Origin of the sequence: Streptomyces sp. NPDC048057 (genome assembly GCF_040653095.1) — a bacterium.
Classification (GTDB): Bacteria; Actinomycetota; Actinomycetes; order Streptomycetales; family Streptomycetaceae; genus Streptomyces.
Window position 1 is genome coordinate 48,911 of sequence record NZ_JBEZNF010000010.1, and the last position, 13,422, is coordinate 62,332.

Consider the following 13,422-nt stretch of genomic DNA (forward strand, 5'->3'; position numbering starts at 1 on the left):
AACCAGCTTGGCCGAGCACGAACCGCTCACGCCGCTCTCGACGTCCCAGAAGGAGATGCTGGAGGAGGCGGTCAGCGCCTACCAGGCGCACGTGACCCCCGAGGCCGCGAAGTACCTGATGGATCGGGGTATCGGGCGGGAGGAGGCCCTGGCCTTCAGGCTCGGGATCGTCGTCGACCCGGCACCGGGCCACGAGAAGTACCGCGGGATGCTTGCCATCCCCTACCTCGGACGCGACGGACAGCCCCTCACCGTGCGCTTTCGCTGCCTGAGCGAGCACAACCACCGGGACTACTTCCACGGCAAGTACAACACGATCAAGGACGACATCCCCAGGGCGTTCAACGTCGGGGCCGTCCACCGCGCGGGCGAGGAGATCCACGTCACCGAGGGCGAGCTCGACGCGATCATCCTGACCAAGCTCGGCCTGTGCGCGGTCGCCATCCCCGGGGCCAACATGTGGTTCGGCCGGCACCGGCGGATGCTCGCCGGCTTCAACCGCGTGTGGACCTGGGCCGACCCCGACGACGCGGGCGCCGAACTCACCGGCAAGATCACGCGGGCCCTGCGCACCGCCAAGGCCGTACGCCTGCGCGCGGACGTCACGGACACCTACCTGGCGCACGGCGCCGAGCACGTTCTCTCCCTCTACCGAAAGGACCTGGAGACCGCAGCATGAGCGACGACGAGACGAGCACCGAAACCAAGGCCACTCCGAAGAAGGCCACCCGCCGACCCGACCCGACGGCGCAGCTCCTTACCGCCCTGAAGGCCGAGCTCAAGAACCACGCCGAGCTGGAGGTGAGGCCCGTTGAGGCTGGTCGCGCCGAGCAGTACGACCGCCGCGCTGCCGCCTGGGGCCGCCACTTCGCCGACCACGGCTCCCTCGACGGGCTGGTCCTGTCCCTGGGCTTCGAGGCCCTGGCCGCCCTGAATCCCGCCGAGCGTCGGTACGCCCTCGTCCAGCTTGCCGCTGCGGCACTCGTCGCCGTCAGCAAGCTGGACGAGGACGGGGGTGCGCCCGTGAAGGAGGCAGTCACCCAGTGAACCTGATCGAGATCACCAACGCGTACAACACCGTCGAGGAGGCTTCCGCCGACTGGTCGATCCTCTCCGAGGAGGGCGTGATCGGCGTCGCCGAGGTCGTCGCCCTCAAGGCGGCCGAGCGGTACGGCCTCACGCTGGAGCGCGACGACGCGCACCAGGAGTGCTTGGTTCTCCTGGCCACCCGGCACCGGCAGGCGCGCGAGGCCCTGTCTGTCAGTCCGGGCGTGCTGCACAACTGGCTGTGGCAGAGGCTTCGCGACAGGACCCTCACCGCGGCGAAGCACCGATCCAAGGGGCAGTCCTACGAGGCGGCCCTGGAGTCCTTCAACCCCAAGGTGGCCTGAATGGCGGGAGGCTACAACCGAGCGATCGTCGAACGGATGCTGGCCGCCATCTTCGATCCGGACGCCGCATACGGCATGAAGAACGACCAGCGCCCCGACCCCGACATGCCCAAGGGGCACGTCGACAAGAAGAAGGGCTCCGACTTCCTCGTGCACCTCGCCGACGTGAGCACTGCATGGAGGGTCGGGCCGCTCTCTCTGGAGGAAAAGCAAGCCCTCTACATGCGCTACCACCTCGACTGCACTCAGGACATGATCGCCGGCTTCCAGGGGGTGACGCAGCGCGCGGTCTCGTACCGGTGTGAGCGAGGAGTGGGCAAGCTCGCTGCCCACCTGAACGGCGAGCGGTACATCGACGGTTACGACCAACTGGAGGACGCCGCGTGAGCCAGGCACCGCCCGCGGGCATGACCGGGAATCGCTTTGACTACCACGACGATGAACGCGAGCTGTACTTCTGGCGCGATGTGCGTGCGGACAGCGCGGGCGTCATCTACTCCCGCCCGTACACAGCGGAAGAGATCGCCGGCAAGGCCAAGCGAGCCCTGCTTGATGGCCTGCGAGCCGAGGTCGACGTTGCGCTTCCGTACCTGAACGAGCGGATCGGCCTGTCCCTGGCCTACTTCGCGAATCCGGCACCCACAGCCGAGGAGACGGTCGCGCAGGTGAAACTGCTGTCCGACCTCGCCGCGTACAGCGCAGGGACGCTGAAGCGGGTGATCGTCGTACTCGGCGAGCTGACCGGCCGACCTGTGTAAGTGTAGCCAGCCGGCAGTCCTCAGGGGCTGCCGGCTTGAGGCAGTGAAAGGCCCGACGAACTTCAGGAGGAATTACCCAGTGAGCAATGCCCCCTTCGGCCCGACCGGCGAGCTCGTCTACAACCGCACCTACTCCCGCACGCTGCCCGACGGCTCGAAGGAGACCTGGCCCGACACTGTCCGCCGCGTCGCTCGCGGCAACCTCGCCCTCGTCCACGGCGCCGACATGGACGCGTGGCCGCGGGCGGCGAAGGACGAATACGACGAGCTCGTCTCCTTCATGGACGTGTTCGCCATCATTCCCGCAGGCCGACACCTGTGGGCGACCGGCGTCAAGGGCCGCCAGTACCTGTTCAACTGCCACGTCGCGCCCTGGGGCGACAAGCTCAGCCGGCACTTCGAGTTCACCTACATGCGGCTGATGGAAGGCGGCGGGGTCGGCGGCAACTACAGCTCGAAGTACCTCCAGCCGTACGGCGCCCCACGGCGCGAGCTCGAAGTGCACGTCGTCTGCGACCCGATGCACCAGGACTACGCCGAGATGAAGGCGGCCGGCCTGCTGTCGACCGAGTACGACTCCGACTGGGCTGGCGCCTTCGAAGTCGAAGACTCCCGTGAGGGCTGGGCTGACGCTCTCGTCGACCTGATCGACACCTTCATGACCGACGGCGAGGTCAAGCACAAGCAGCGCGTGTACGACGTGTCCCGCGTGCGCTGCAAGGGCTCGCGCCTGAAGACGTTCGGCGGCACGGCGAGCGGGCCCGGCCCCTTCGCTCGAATGCTGGCCGAAGTCGGGCGCATCCTCTCGCACTCAGCCTCTGAGGTCGGCGAATGGGGCGTAGAGCCGTATCTGACCCCGACCGAGGCGATGGAGATCGACCACGCCATCGCCGAGTGCGTCGTCTCTGGCGGCGTCCGCCGCTCTGCCCGCATGGCCATCTGCAAGTGGGACGACCCGTTCATCCACGACTTCCTGACGTGCAAGATCGACGGCTTGAAGCACTGGACGACGAACATCTCAATCGAGATCGACGACCGCTTCATCAAGGCACTGCGCGACCAGACCGACCGTGAGGCGCACGTCGAGGCGACCGCCGTCCATGAGGCGGTCATCGCCGGGATGCTGCGGAACGGCGAGCCCGGCTACTGGAACAGCTCGTACTCGAACGAGGGTGAGGTCGGCGAGGTCATCGCGACCAACCCGTGCGGCGAGATCGCCCTGGAGTCGGCCGAGAACTGCAACCTGGGGCACGTGAACCTGGACTACTTCGCTCCGAAGGAGAAGGGCGGGGAGGTCGACTACATCGCCCTTGACCAGGCTCACCGGCTGATGACTCGCTTCCTGATGCGCGCCACCTACGGCGACGTGACCGACGCGGAGCAGGCCAAGCGCCTGGCGGCCAATCGCCGCATCGGCGTCGGCCACCTCGGAGTGCAGGGCTTCCTCGCGAAGCAGGGCATCCGCTACTCGGAGGCCCCGTCCAACCAGACCTTCCGCGACTACCTGTTCAGCCTGCAAGGCCAGGTGCGCGACGAGGCTCGCGCCTACGCCTTCAAGCTCCGCATCCCGGAGCCGGTGAAGGTGACGACCATCGCGCCGACTGGCTCGATCGCGAAGCTCCCCGGCGTGAGCGAGGGCATCCACCCGATCTACGCCCGGCACTTCCTTCGCCGCGTCCGCTTCTCAATGACCGACCCAGCCCAGGCCGCGACGGTTGCCAAGGCGGAGTTCGACGGCTTCAAGGTCGAGCCCTGCATCTACGACCAGAGCGGCAACACCTACGTCGTGGCCTACCCGACGAAGGAGAAGCTGGTCGCCGAGGTCGAGGCGATGGGCTACGACCCGGGGATCGTGGAGGCTGCGGACGAGATCGACCTGGACCGGATGCTCGCCCTCCAGGCCATGTACCAGGGCGAGTACGCCGACAATGCGGTCAGCTTCACCGCGAACTTCCCCGAGGGCAAGTACACCGTCGAGGAGGCCGCCGGCATCATCGCCGGCTGGCTACCGGACCTGAAGGGCACCACCCTGATGCCGGACGGGACGCGCGAGCAGGCCCCGTACGAGCGGCTGACCGCGGAGGAGTTCGCCGAGTACGGGGTGACCTCGGTCGAGGACTCGACGGACGAGGAGTGCAGCACGGGCGCCTGCCCGGTGCGCTGACTGCATGACGAAGACCCCCTGGCCTCGCGGCTGGGGGGTCTTTCGTGCGCTTGGGGCTCCCTTACTTCAGGCTGTCCTCGACGGCCTCGAAAATGTCCGCGTCCGTCTCCCTCTGCCAGTCCGGCAGGGCCGGCCAGTCGGCCACATACCCGGGCTTCGGGTTCTCGAAGTGCTTGAACATCTGCGCCGTCCAGCACGTCGCGACGAACCGACCCTTCTGTTCGCGAGACAGGCGAGAAGCGTGGCCACCGCTCAGTTCGAGGAACTGACGTACCTGCTCGTACACGACGCCGGCAGCCTCGCGCTCCCATTCGGGCGTGTCCCCCCATGGGGTCACGTAGCTCGACTTCGGCTGGCCAGGGAAATGCCTGTGCACTCCAGCGATCCACGCCTCACGGAAGACCCGCGCGCCCTCAATCGTCATGCCATCCCCTTCTCGTCATGCCGCCAGGGTGCCGATCTCAGCCTTCAACTCGGCGATGTGCCGGTCACGCCCCAAGTTGCCCAGCTCGACGGTCATGGCCCGGAGTCTACGGGCGACGTATCCGGACCCAGAGATCCGTGCCAGCCGCAGGGCTTCGAGCCCGTACTGCATGACCTGCTCCGAGTCCCTACGCTTGGCGCCGATGGCGGCCAGGTCGACGAGTACCGCACCGCGGCGGCGGAAGGAGTGGCCAGCGGCCAGGGGAGCGAGCGTCAGCGCGTCCTTCAACGCGGTCTCGGCCAGGTCGAGCCGGTTGAGCTGCAAGTACCGGGCGCCTCGCTCCTCCGCCAAGCGTGAGCCGTCGAAGCGCAGCCATCTGCCGTTCGACCCCTGGCCGCTGAGGCTGGCCACCTTCTCGGCCTCATCCAGGGCCTCCTCGCAGGCTCCGAAGTCGCCGAGCCAGGCGAACGCCTCAGCCTGCACGGCTGCCGCCCAGTGCCTCGTCGCAAGGCTGCCGTCCCCGCGTAGGGCGATGCGACGCGCGAACCCAAGGGTGTCGGCAGCGCGTCGGTAACGACGCTCGGAAAGGTCTACGTAGGCGCTCCGGATCAGGGCGCACGACCACAGGTCGTAGGCGCCGATTTCCTTACTCGCGCTGGCCGCGAGCGAGTACGAGGCGGCAGCATCGTGGTATCGATTGGCGTCGAAGGCCAGCTCGCCCGCCAACTGAAACAGGTCGCCGGCCGCGAAGCAGAGCGTCCCCGCCTGGGCTCGCCCCTCGCGCAGTGCATCGTTCAATGCGGTGAGCTGAGACTGTACTACTGGGTACACCGAGCCCTTGGTGCGGGCGAGTTGGTAGACCTGCCACAGGTGACCGTTCATACGCCCAAAGTCGTCGCCGCTGCCTTCCAGGGCCTCCGCCTCGTCATCAGGTATGGCAGCAATCACGCCAGACAGCGCCATGAGGCGCAGAAACTCGCGTCGGATCATCTCGTCTGGGTCCCCTGAGCCGTAGTAGGCACTCGGCGCTGACCGTACGGGCTTCGGCCGCGCCCCTGTTGAAGTAAGCAACGCATCGAGTTCGTCGAGGTCCATCTGTAGCACCTCGGCGACCCTGGGCCGCTGCGGAGGCTGAGGGCTGGATTTGCCCGTCTCCCATCGGCCTACGGTGCGCCGATCGACGCCTACCGCGAAGGCAAACCCCTCTTGGGTGAAGCCTTGAGCCCTACGCCTGTCGGCGATGCTCATGCGCGCCCCCTTCCCCGACTCTCGCTGCTCTCAACCTCGGTACCCGCCCTTGTCCCAAAGATGTCCCAACACTGACCCACGAACGCCGTGGTCCGCACGTCATTCACGCGGAACGCTGGCTTCCATCCGGTGAAACCGCCGTCAGTCAGTGAGGGACACGCTGTGAAGGCTGAGACGAGCAGATTCGAAGTGACAGCGTCGACCGAGAGTGACGCCCCGATCGACGTGGAGCTGATCCAGGACAGTGTCGACGCCGCCCTCGCCGCGAGGCTCGGCACGTCCACCCGCGCCGACATTGCGGCCAAGATCCCGGCCTTGATCGGGCACCTGCAACTGCTCCTCGGCGAAGACCTGGGCGCTGACGACGACGCACTGGTCTTGCAGCAGTTTCGCAAGGCGTATTCGCTGATCGACATGAAGAACCGACCCACCCTGGAGGCCCCGGCTTTCACGGCCTACTTCTTCATGCGCGAAGTCGCCGAAGCGACCCGGCGCCTGCTGTGGATCTACACCGAGAGGAACGGGTCCGGCGCGGCATGAGCCCCAAGACGCAGCAGGTCATCTACGTGATCGCTCTGCTCGGACTCGTGGCTGCTCTCGCGGCAGGAATCCTTGCCGGCCTGAAGGACCACTGATCACGGCACCCCATGTAGTTCGCGGCGGTCTACCGAACTTCCGCCCCCGAGGTGACTCCCTGGTCGTTCCCCCACGGCCAACAACCCTCGGGGGCGGAACCAAACGCCCGCTCCAGCCTGGGTCAGGAAGGCTGGGCTGGAGCGGGCTGCAAGTGCACTACGGCGCGGAGAGCGCTTCTCCGCAGCGTCGCACCAGGAAGGACCACCCAATGGACGGCAACATCTACAGCCTGCCGACGGACGGCGTCGAGCCGACGAGCTTCTGCGGCGGGCCCTGCACCGAGGGCTGCGTCGACTTCGCCGCGATTCCCGGCGCCGCCGACTCGTACGTGATCCGCGACTCCAAGCCCGAGGGCGCCGGCAAGGAACTGCGGTTCACCACGGCCGAGCTCGACGGCTTCGCCGTCGGTTGGGTGAAGAGCCGCGGTCTCGCCGCCTGACGTCTGCCACACCCCCAACCTGCGGGTCGCCCTACGCGCATGAGGGCGGCCCGCCCTCCCCGTTCGGAAGGCGCGCATGAGCTGGACAGGACACTTCCACGGCTACGGTCCGTGGATCGGGTCGCCCGGCAGCTACCACCAGGAAGGCGATCGACGGCCTCCGCATCCTGACCCCCCAGCGCCTCCAGCCTCCGACGAGGACAAGGTGGCCATCCGCGTTCTTCAGAGGTACCGCGAAGTGATGGCCGAGTTTCCCACCTCGACCCTGCCGCCCATGATGACCGGGCACTGGTTGATGAAGCGGGGCCAGGCGGCCCGCGAGCGCACCTGGACGGATGTCGCAGCGGCTGTCGACTGGCTGGTCAAGCACTTCCTCGACCATCCCCCGATGGAGCGCGAGGACGGCCGTCAGGCGTACGCGAGCCTGGACACGAGACGGGAGTACGCGCTGGATGTCCTCCCCGTCGGCGTGGACGTGAGCTGGGTGTACTACAACCGGCCGGGCAACATCGTTTCGCTCAGCCTGGTGTGCTGCCCGAATCGACACCACTCTGATCTCGGGTGCCCGCTCACCTGACATCGCACGTGACGAAAGGCCCCTGCTGTGAGGCAGGGGCCTTTCGTTTGCCCAGGTCAGGCGGTCTTGGAGGCGCCGATCTCAAAGGTGAAACCTGAAGAGGACGCACGAATCCCCTTGGTGGAGGCGATCACCTTCTTGAGCTTCTTGCCCAGGGCCTCATAGAACATGCTGAGCGGAAACTCGTCGGGAAGCACGTCGTCCACGAGCTTGCGCGGCGGCTGCGACAGGTCCAGGGCGTCGGGGCCCTTGGCCCAGCGGGAGCCCGGGTGCGGGGCGAGGTAGGTGGAGACCAGCTCGTACGCGGCGAACCAGTGGACCAGCTTGGGTCGGTCGATGCCGTCGCGGTAGAGCTTCTCGATCTCGGCGCAGAGCTGGTTGGTGACCTGCGGTGCGCGCTCCCAGTCGATCTTCAGGGTGTTGTCGGTCCAGCGCACCACGTCGTGCTGGTGGAGGTAGGCGAAGAGGAGCTGGCCGCCGAGGCCGTCGTAGTTGCGCACCCGCTCGCCGGTGACCGGGAAGCGGAACATGCGGTCGAAGAGGACCGCGTACTGCACGTCGCGCCCCTGCGCAACGCCGTCGGCCTCCAGCTGCACGGCCGCCTTGAAGGCGGTCAGGTCGCAGCGCAGCTCCTCCAGGCCGTACATCCAGAAGGGCTGGCGCTGCTTGATCATGAAGGGGTCGAAGGGCAGGTCGCCGTGGCTGTGGGTGCGGTCGTGGACCATGTCCCACAGCACGAAGGCCTCCTGGCAGCGCTGCTGGTCCTCGACCATGGCGCGGATGTCCTCGGGCAGCTCCAGACCGAGGACGTCGACGGCCGCGGTGGTGACGGCGCGGAAGCGGGCGGCCTCGCGGTCGCAGAAGATGCCGCCCCAGGTGAAGCGCTCGGGGGCCTCGCGCACGGCGATCGTCTCCGGGAAGAGGACCGCGGAGTTGGTGTCGTAACCGGCGGTGAAGTCCTCGAAGGTGATGCCGCAGAAGAGGGGGTTGTCGTAGCGGGTGCGCTCCAGCTCGGCCAGCCACTCGGGCCACACCATGCGCAGGACGACGGCTTCCAGATTGCGGTCCGGGTTGCCGTTCTGGGTGTACATGGGGAAGACGACCAGGTGCTGGAGGCCGTCGACCCGGTTGGCCGCGGGGTGGAAGGCGAGCAGCGAGTCCAGGAAGTCCGGTACGCCGAAGGCACCGTCGGCCCAGGCGCGCAGGTCCGCGACGAGCGCCCGGTGGTACGCGGCGCCGTGCGGCAGCAGCGGCGACAGCTCCTCGACGGCCGCGACGACCCGCTCGACGGCGGCTTCGGCGGCGGCCCGGGTGGGCGCGCCCTCGGCGTCGAAGTCGATCGAGCCGTCCGCGGACTGCCAGGGCCGGATCTCCTCGACGGCATTCTTGAGCCTCGGCCACGCCGAGTGCTCGGCAACCGACTGGGCGGTGGATATGGCGGCCGCGTCTGCGCCCTTCACAAGAATTTCCGTCATGTCACTTCCTCCACAGGAGAACCTTGCGTCAAGACACCGTATCCATGTGGCGTTCTTCCGGACAAGTGACCCCTACGGAAATTATCCTGCCTCACCCCCTTGATCGCAGGAAGGTTTACGGTCCGCATGGGTGGGAACACGCTCTTCCCCCGGTCGGATCACCCACAGGAGCGGTCTGACCCAGAGGTGGGCGCAGACACGGTTCCCACGCGGCGACGGACGGTTAGGCTGCGCCTTGCCGGGCGGCGTCGTCAGGCTGCCGCGCGGGAGCCGCCGTCGACGGAAGCGAGAGAATCTTGACTTTCCTCACCATCGGTCATCGCGGGGTCATGGGCGTCGAGCCGGAGAACACCCTGCGCTCCTTCATCCGGGCGGAACGCACCGGCATGGACGCCATCGAACTCGACCTCCACCTGAGCAAGGACGGCGCGCTCGTCGTCATGCACGACGCCGACGTGGACCGCACGACCGACGGGTCCGGCCCGGTGGCCGAAAAAACCCTGGCGGAGCTGCGCGGCCTCGACGCCGGCCGCGGCGAGCGGGTGCCCGTCTTCGAGGAGGTCCTGGGGGCGGTCAAGGCGCCCCTCCAGGCGGAGATCAAGGACGTGGCGGCGGCGCAGGCGCTCGCCGACGTGATGCTCCGCAACGACCTCGCCGGGCGGGTGACGGTCTCCTCCTTCCACGACGACGCCGTGGCCGAGATCGCCGCCCTGGTGCCGGGGGTGCGGACCGTGCTGATCGCCAGCCGCTGGGGCCAGGACGTCGTGGACCGGGCGACCGCCGTGGGCGCCGACTGGCTCGCCCTGAACATCCGCCGGCTCACCCTGGAGACCACGGAGCGGGCGCACGAGGAAGGGCTGCGGGTGATCGGCTGGGTGGTGAACACCCAGGAGCAGCTGAAGCTGGCGCGCGCGCTCGAACTGGACGGGGTCACCACCGACTTCCCCGAGATCCGGCGCACCGGCCGCTTCACGGCGTGATCCGCCCGCCCTCGTAGCCGGACCGCACCGGTGCGTCAGCCCAACGCCTTGACCAGTTCCTCGAAGACCAGGTCGTCGCGCAGCGGGGTGCCCACGCGCTCGTCGCCGTACGGGAAGGGCGACAGCCGTCCGGTACGGCGGTATCCGCACCGCTCGTACCAGGCGATCAGCTCCACCCGCTGCGCGATCACCGTCATCCGCACCTCGCGGGCGGCCCACTCCGCCCGGGCCATCTCTTCGGCCGCGCCGATCACGTGCCGGCCGACACCGGCGCCCTGGAGCCCCGGGCGCACCGCGAAGAGGCCGAAGTACGCCCACTCCCCGCGGCGTTCGAGCTGGAAGCAGCAGATCGTCTCGCCGCCGTCGGCCACCACGACGAGCCGGCTCCCGGGAGCCCCGATGATGCTGCGGACGCCGTCCGCGTCGATGCGGATGCCGCCGACCAGATCGGCCTCGGACGACCAGCCGAGCCGGCTCTCCTCGCCCCGGTAGGCGGACTGGACCAGCGCGACCAGCGCCGGCACGTCCTCCTCCCGCGCGTCACGGAAGGTGAGGTGCGCGGTGTTCCGGGGCGGTGCGCTGCTCATGGCGGTCGCTCTTCCTCTCGGCGGCGGGTTCCCGGCCGTCGGGCACGGGCCGCCGCACAGACTACGTCGTGGACCCGAGGGGGCGCGGCGCGGTGGTGCACTCCCCTGCACACCCCCCGTGCACCCCTGTGCGCTCGGGTGCGCTCCGGCTCCCGCGGGCATCGCACCTTCGACGCGGTCGCGTTCGACACCGTCACGAGGGGGGAGACGTCGTGCACGGACCCGTGCTGCCCGGTTGGCTGCTCGTCGCGCTCGGCGGGATCACCGGTGCGTACTGCCTGCTGCGGTTGCGGAGGTGCTCCGGGGACGCCCGGCGGGCCGCGGGTGACGAAGCTCTGATGGGGTTGGGGATGGCCGTGATGGCCGTGCCCGCCGCCGTCCTGACGCTGCCGCGTTGGACCTGGACGGGGTACGCGGCGGTCTTCGGGTGCGCGGCACTGGCGTCCTTATGGGCGGCCCGGCGCGGCGCCCACCATCTGCACCACCTCGTCGGATCGCTCGCGATGGCGTACATGGCGGTGGCGATGGCCCGGCCCGGCGGCGGGGCGACGGGACACGGCGGGCACGCGCCCGCCGAGGCTGCCGCCTCGGCCGGGATGCCGCTGCTGACGGGCGCGCTGCTGGCGTACTACGCGGTGTACGTGGTGCGTTCGGGGATCCGGCTGGTCCCGGCCCGTGCGGGGGCCCCGCCGGCGGCCACACCCCTGCCGGAGCTGTTGCCGGCATGCCGGCTGGCGATGGGGCTCGGGATGCTCGCGATGTTGGCCGCGCTGTGAGGCGCACGGACACCGGACGGCCCGATCGGGTCCCGGGCGCCGAACGCGAAACCGTGGCGTACGTCACATGGCGGGCGAGATCATATCCGCAGGTGGTACGGCACTCATAGGCTGTTGGCATGCTGGTCCCCCTCGTGCTGCTGTTGCTCGGCGCGCTGGCCGCTGTGGCGGCGCCCCGTCTGGTGTCGCGCGCAGATTGGTCGGAGCGAGAACCGATCGTGGCCTTGTGGGTGTGGCAGTGCGTGGTGGCGGCGGTGCTGCTCTCGTTCGCGCTGTCGATGACCTTCAGCGCCGCCGCGGCGTGGCAGCTCGTGCGGGGACACGTCTTCGCGCCCGCGCCGCAGGGCGTGGTGGAGGCGTACGCGCTGGGCACGGACGGACCCTGGGCCGCCGGTCTCGCGGTCGTCCTGGCCTTCGGCGGGCTGTGGTCGCTGGCGATGCTGACGCGCGAGGTGCGCATCGCCCGGGGGCAGCGCCGACGCCGTCGGCAGGAGTTGTTGGTGCGGGCCCCGCTGATGCCGGGCGAGCAGACCGACGGCGAACGGCTCGTGGTGCTGGAGGGCGCCCGTCCGGGCGCCTGGTGGCTGCCGGGCACCACGCCCCAACTGGTCATCACGACGGCCGCGTTGCGCCGACTGAAGGGGCGTCAGCTCGATGCGGTGCTGGCGCACGAACAGGGGCACGCCCGCGCCCGGCACGACTGGCTGCTGCACAGCTCGGGCGCCCTGGCCAACGGCTTTCCCCAGGTTCCGGTGTTCGCCGCGTTCCGCGACGAGATGCACCGGCTGGTGGAGTTGGCCGCCGACGACGTGGCGTCCAAGCGCTTCGGGCGGCTGACGATCGCCCTCGCCCTGGTCGAACTGAACGAGGAGCGCGGGGCGTTCGGGCCCTGTCCGCCGCAGCACGACCACGTGCCGCAGCGGGTGCACCGCCTGCTGGCGGCCACGCCGCGGCTGGCGCCGCTGCATCGGCTGCGGCTGACCGCGGCGGCAGCGCTGGTGCCGGTGGTACCGGTGCTCGTGGCGTTCGTCCCCGCGCTGCGGGCACTGGGCTGACCCTTCGCACCGCCCGACACCGCGCCACACCGGTCCTGCACGGGGATGGCCCGGGGCGCGGCCAGCGGGGAAGATCGGCTTCATGCATCCCCCGCATAACCCTTCTCCCGGGTCTCCTGGGACCCCCGGTCCTCCGGGGCCCCCGGGATCGCACGGGCCTCCCGTATCCCCTGAATCCCCGCCGCCCCCTCCCGCCGGCGGTGGCCGGCGGCTCTCCTTAGGACGGCCGGCCGCACTCGGACTGGTGTTGGCACTGCTGTCGGGCGTCCTGCTCTGGCTGGTCGCCGTCGCCTGGTCCCCCCTGATGTCCTTCGACCGGTCGATCGCACGGGCCCTGCACCGCAGGGCGGTCACCGAGCCCGACCTCGTCCGGGCGAACCGGATCCTGTCGGACTGGGTCTGGGACCCGTGGACGATGCGCATCCTCATCGCGGTGGCCGTGCTGTGGCTGTGGTGGCGGCGCGAGTGGCTGCTGGGCCTGTGGGTGGCCGGAACGGTCGCGCTCGGGTCCGTCATCCAGCAGTCCCTGAAGGCGGCGGTGGGCCGCGAGCGCCCGCAGTGGCCGGACCCCGTCGACTCGGCGCACTACGCGGCCTTCCCGTCCGGCCACGCGATGGTGGCGACCGTCGTCTGCGGTCTGCTGCTGTGGCTGCTGTGGCGCCACGGGCTGCGCGGCGCCTGGTGGTTCGTGTGCGTGACGGTCGCGGTCGTGTCGGTCCTCGGGGTGGGGGCGACCCGGCTCTACCTGGGGGTCCACTGGCCCACGGACGTGCTCGGCGGCTGGTTGCTGGGGGCCGGCTGGGTGGCGCTGTCGATCGCCGGGTACGCACGGATGGAGCGCCGGGCGGGCCGGGACGCGGCTCCCTGACGGTGCTTCGGGAACGTCGAGAACGCGCCGACTTCGATTCCCTC

17 protein-coding genes are annotated in these 13,422 nt (G+C 69.3%); 13 read left to right on the top strand and 4 right to left on the bottom strand.

Annotated elements, in window-relative coordinates; all coding sequences use genetic code 11:
* The first annotated feature begins 7 nt into the window (after positions 1–7).
* From AB0E05_RS13740 to nrdJ, 6 genes are all read left to right on the top strand, one after another.
* Positions 8–679, top strand: a complete 672-nt coding sequence (locus AB0E05_RS13740; protein ID WP_361962705.1) for a toprim domain-containing protein — start codon at positions 8–10, stop codon at positions 677–679.
* Positions 676–1,047 carry a hypothetical protein gene (locus AB0E05_RS13745; protein WP_361962707.1) on the top strand — a complete coding sequence of 124 codons (372 nt, stop codon included), beginning with the start codon at positions 676–678 and terminating at the stop codon, positions 1,045–1,047. Before AB0E05_RS13740 ends, AB0E05_RS13745 begins: the two co-directional genes overlap by 4 nt.
* Positions 1,044–1,391 (top strand): hypothetical protein, encoded by a 348-nt coding sequence (locus AB0E05_RS13750; RefSeq protein ID WP_361962709.1) that lies wholly within the window; start codon positions 1,044–1,046, stop codon positions 1,389–1,391. Before AB0E05_RS13745 ends, AB0E05_RS13750 begins: the two co-directional genes overlap by 4 nt.
* Positions 1,392–1,778, top strand: a complete 387-nt coding sequence (locus AB0E05_RS13755) for a hypothetical protein (protein ID WP_361962711.1) — start codon at positions 1,392–1,394, stop codon at positions 1,776–1,778.
* Positions 1,775–2,149 carry a hypothetical protein gene (locus AB0E05_RS13760; RefSeq protein WP_361962713.1) on the top strand — a complete coding sequence of 125 codons (375 nt, stop codon included), beginning with the start codon at positions 1,775–1,777 and terminating at the stop codon, positions 2,147–2,149. The genes AB0E05_RS13755 and AB0E05_RS13760 overlap by 4 nt, the downstream gene beginning before the upstream one ends.
* 79 nt (positions 2,150–2,228) lie before the next feature.
* On the top strand, positions 2,229–4,313 hold the full coding sequence (gene nrdJ, locus AB0E05_RS13765) for a ribonucleoside-triphosphate reductase, adenosylcobalamin-dependent (RefSeq protein ID WP_361962715.1): 2,085 nt from the start codon (positions 2,229–2,231) through the stop codon (positions 4,311–4,313).
* 61 nt (positions 4,314–4,374) lie between these two features.
* On the opposite strand, the gene AB0E05_RS13770 is transcribed toward nrdJ, so the two are convergent.
* Positions 4,375–4,737 carry a hypothetical protein gene (locus AB0E05_RS13770; RefSeq protein WP_361962717.1) on the bottom strand — a complete coding sequence of 121 codons (363 nt, stop codon included), beginning with the start codon at positions 4,735–4,737 and terminating at the stop codon, positions 4,375–4,377.
* A gap of 15 nt (positions 4,738–4,752) precedes the next feature.
* Entirely contained in the window at positions 4,753–5,985 is a 1,233-nt protein-coding gene (locus AB0E05_RS13775) for a helix-turn-helix domain-containing protein (RefSeq protein WP_361962719.1), read from the bottom strand.
* A 189-nt stretch (positions 5,986–6,174) separates the two neighbouring features.
* Here AB0E05_RS13775 and AB0E05_RS13780 point away from each other — a divergent pair, with 189 nt between their 5' ends.
* The 3 genes from AB0E05_RS13780 (at position 6,175) to AB0E05_RS13790 (ending at position 7,637) form a co-directional block, all read left to right on the top strand.
* The gene (locus AB0E05_RS13780; RefSeq protein WP_361962721.1) at positions 6,175–6,525 is read left to right on the top strand and encodes a hypothetical protein; all 351 of its coding nucleotides are present in this window, start codon (positions 6,175–6,177) and stop codon (positions 6,523–6,525) included.
* Between the two features lie 304 nt (positions 6,526–6,829).
* On the top strand, positions 6,830–7,060 hold the full coding sequence (locus AB0E05_RS13785) for a DUF397 domain-containing protein (RefSeq protein WP_361962723.1): 231 nt from the start codon (positions 6,830–6,832) through the stop codon (positions 7,058–7,060).
* Between the two features lie 241 nt (positions 7,061–7,301).
* The gene (locus AB0E05_RS13790; RefSeq protein WP_361962725.1) at positions 7,302–7,637 is read left to right on the top strand and encodes a hypothetical protein; all 336 of its coding nucleotides are present in this window, start codon (positions 7,302–7,304) and stop codon (positions 7,635–7,637) included.
* 56 nt (positions 7,638–7,693) lie between these two features.
* Here AB0E05_RS13790 and AB0E05_RS13795 read toward each other — a convergent pair whose 3' ends face one another.
* Positions 7,694–9,112 (bottom strand): DUF6421 family protein, encoded by a 1,419-nt coding sequence (locus tag AB0E05_RS13795; RefSeq protein WP_361962727.1) that lies wholly within the window; start codon positions 9,110–9,112, stop codon positions 7,694–7,696.
* 296 nt (positions 9,113–9,408) lie between these two features.
* Here AB0E05_RS13795 and AB0E05_RS13800 point away from each other — a divergent pair, with 296 nt between their 5' ends.
* A complete protein-coding gene (locus AB0E05_RS13800; RefSeq protein ID WP_361962729.1) occupies positions 9,409–10,092 on the top strand; it encodes a glycerophosphodiester phosphodiesterase family protein in 684 nt (227 codons plus the stop codon).
* A 35-nt stretch (positions 10,093–10,127) separates the two neighbouring features.
* Here the strand turns inward: AB0E05_RS13800 and AB0E05_RS13805 are convergent, their stop codons facing one another.
* Positions 10,128–10,679 (bottom strand): GNAT family N-acetyltransferase, encoded by a 552-nt coding sequence (locus AB0E05_RS13805; RefSeq protein ID WP_361962732.1) that lies wholly within the window; start codon positions 10,677–10,679, stop codon positions 10,128–10,130.
* Between the two features lie 212 nt (positions 10,680–10,891).
* On the opposite strand from AB0E05_RS13805, the gene AB0E05_RS13810 reads away from it, so the two are divergent.
* The 3 genes from AB0E05_RS13810 (at position 10,892) to AB0E05_RS13820 (ending at position 13,378) form a co-directional block, all read left to right on the top strand.
* The gene (locus AB0E05_RS13810) at positions 10,892–11,455 is read left to right on the top strand and encodes a DUF5134 domain-containing protein (RefSeq protein ID WP_361962734.1); all 564 of its coding nucleotides are present in this window, start codon (positions 10,892–10,894) and stop codon (positions 11,453–11,455) included.
* Between the two features lie 119 nt (positions 11,456–11,574).
* The gene (locus AB0E05_RS13815) at positions 11,575–12,510 is read left to right on the top strand and encodes a M56 family metallopeptidase (RefSeq protein ID WP_361962736.1); all 936 of its coding nucleotides are present in this window, start codon (positions 11,575–11,577) and stop codon (positions 12,508–12,510) included.
* A 244-nt stretch (positions 12,511–12,754) separates the two neighbouring features.
* Complete coding sequence (locus AB0E05_RS13820) at positions 12,755–13,378, top strand: phosphatase PAP2 family protein (protein ID WP_361962738.1); 624 nt, start codon at positions 12,755–12,757, stop codon at positions 13,376–13,378.
* Positions 13,379–13,422: the final 44 nt, after the last annotated feature.

Bases quoted from the DNA above. Each gene is read 5' to 3' on its own strand.
- AB0E05_RS13770 (WP_361962717.1), bottom strand. From the start codon at position 4,737: ATGACGATTGAGGGCGCGCGGGTCTTCCGTGAGGCGTGGATCGCTGGA.
- AB0E05_RS13805 (WP_361962732.1), bottom strand. From the start codon at position 10,679: ATGAGCAGCGCACCGCCCCGGAACACCGCGCACCTCACCTTCCGTGAC.
- AB0E05_RS13775 (WP_361962719.1), bottom strand. From the start codon at position 5,985: ATGAGCATCGCCGACAGGCGTAGGGCTCAAGGCTTCACCCAAGAGGGG.
- AB0E05_RS13785 (WP_361962723.1), top strand. From the start codon at position 6,830: ATGGACGGCAACATCTACAGCCTGCCGACGGACGGCGTCGAGCCGACG.
- AB0E05_RS13795 (WP_361962727.1), bottom strand. From the start codon at position 9,112: ATGACGGAAATTCTTGTGAAGGGCGCAGACGCGGCCGCCATATCCACC.
- AB0E05_RS13815 (WP_361962736.1), top strand. From the start codon at position 11,575: ATGCTGGTCCCCCTCGTGCTGCTGTTGCTCGGCGCGCTGGCCGCTGTG.
- AB0E05_RS13745 (WP_361962707.1), top strand. From the start codon at position 676: ATGAGCGACGACGAGACGAGCACCGAAACCAAGGCCACTCCGAAGAAG.
- AB0E05_RS13755 (WP_361962711.1), top strand. From the start codon at position 1,392: ATGGCGGGAGGCTACAACCGAGCGATCGTCGAACGGATGCTGGCCGCC.
- AB0E05_RS13790 (WP_361962725.1), top strand. From the start codon at position 7,302: ATGGCCGAGTTTCCCACCTCGACCCTGCCGCCCATGATGACCGGGCAC.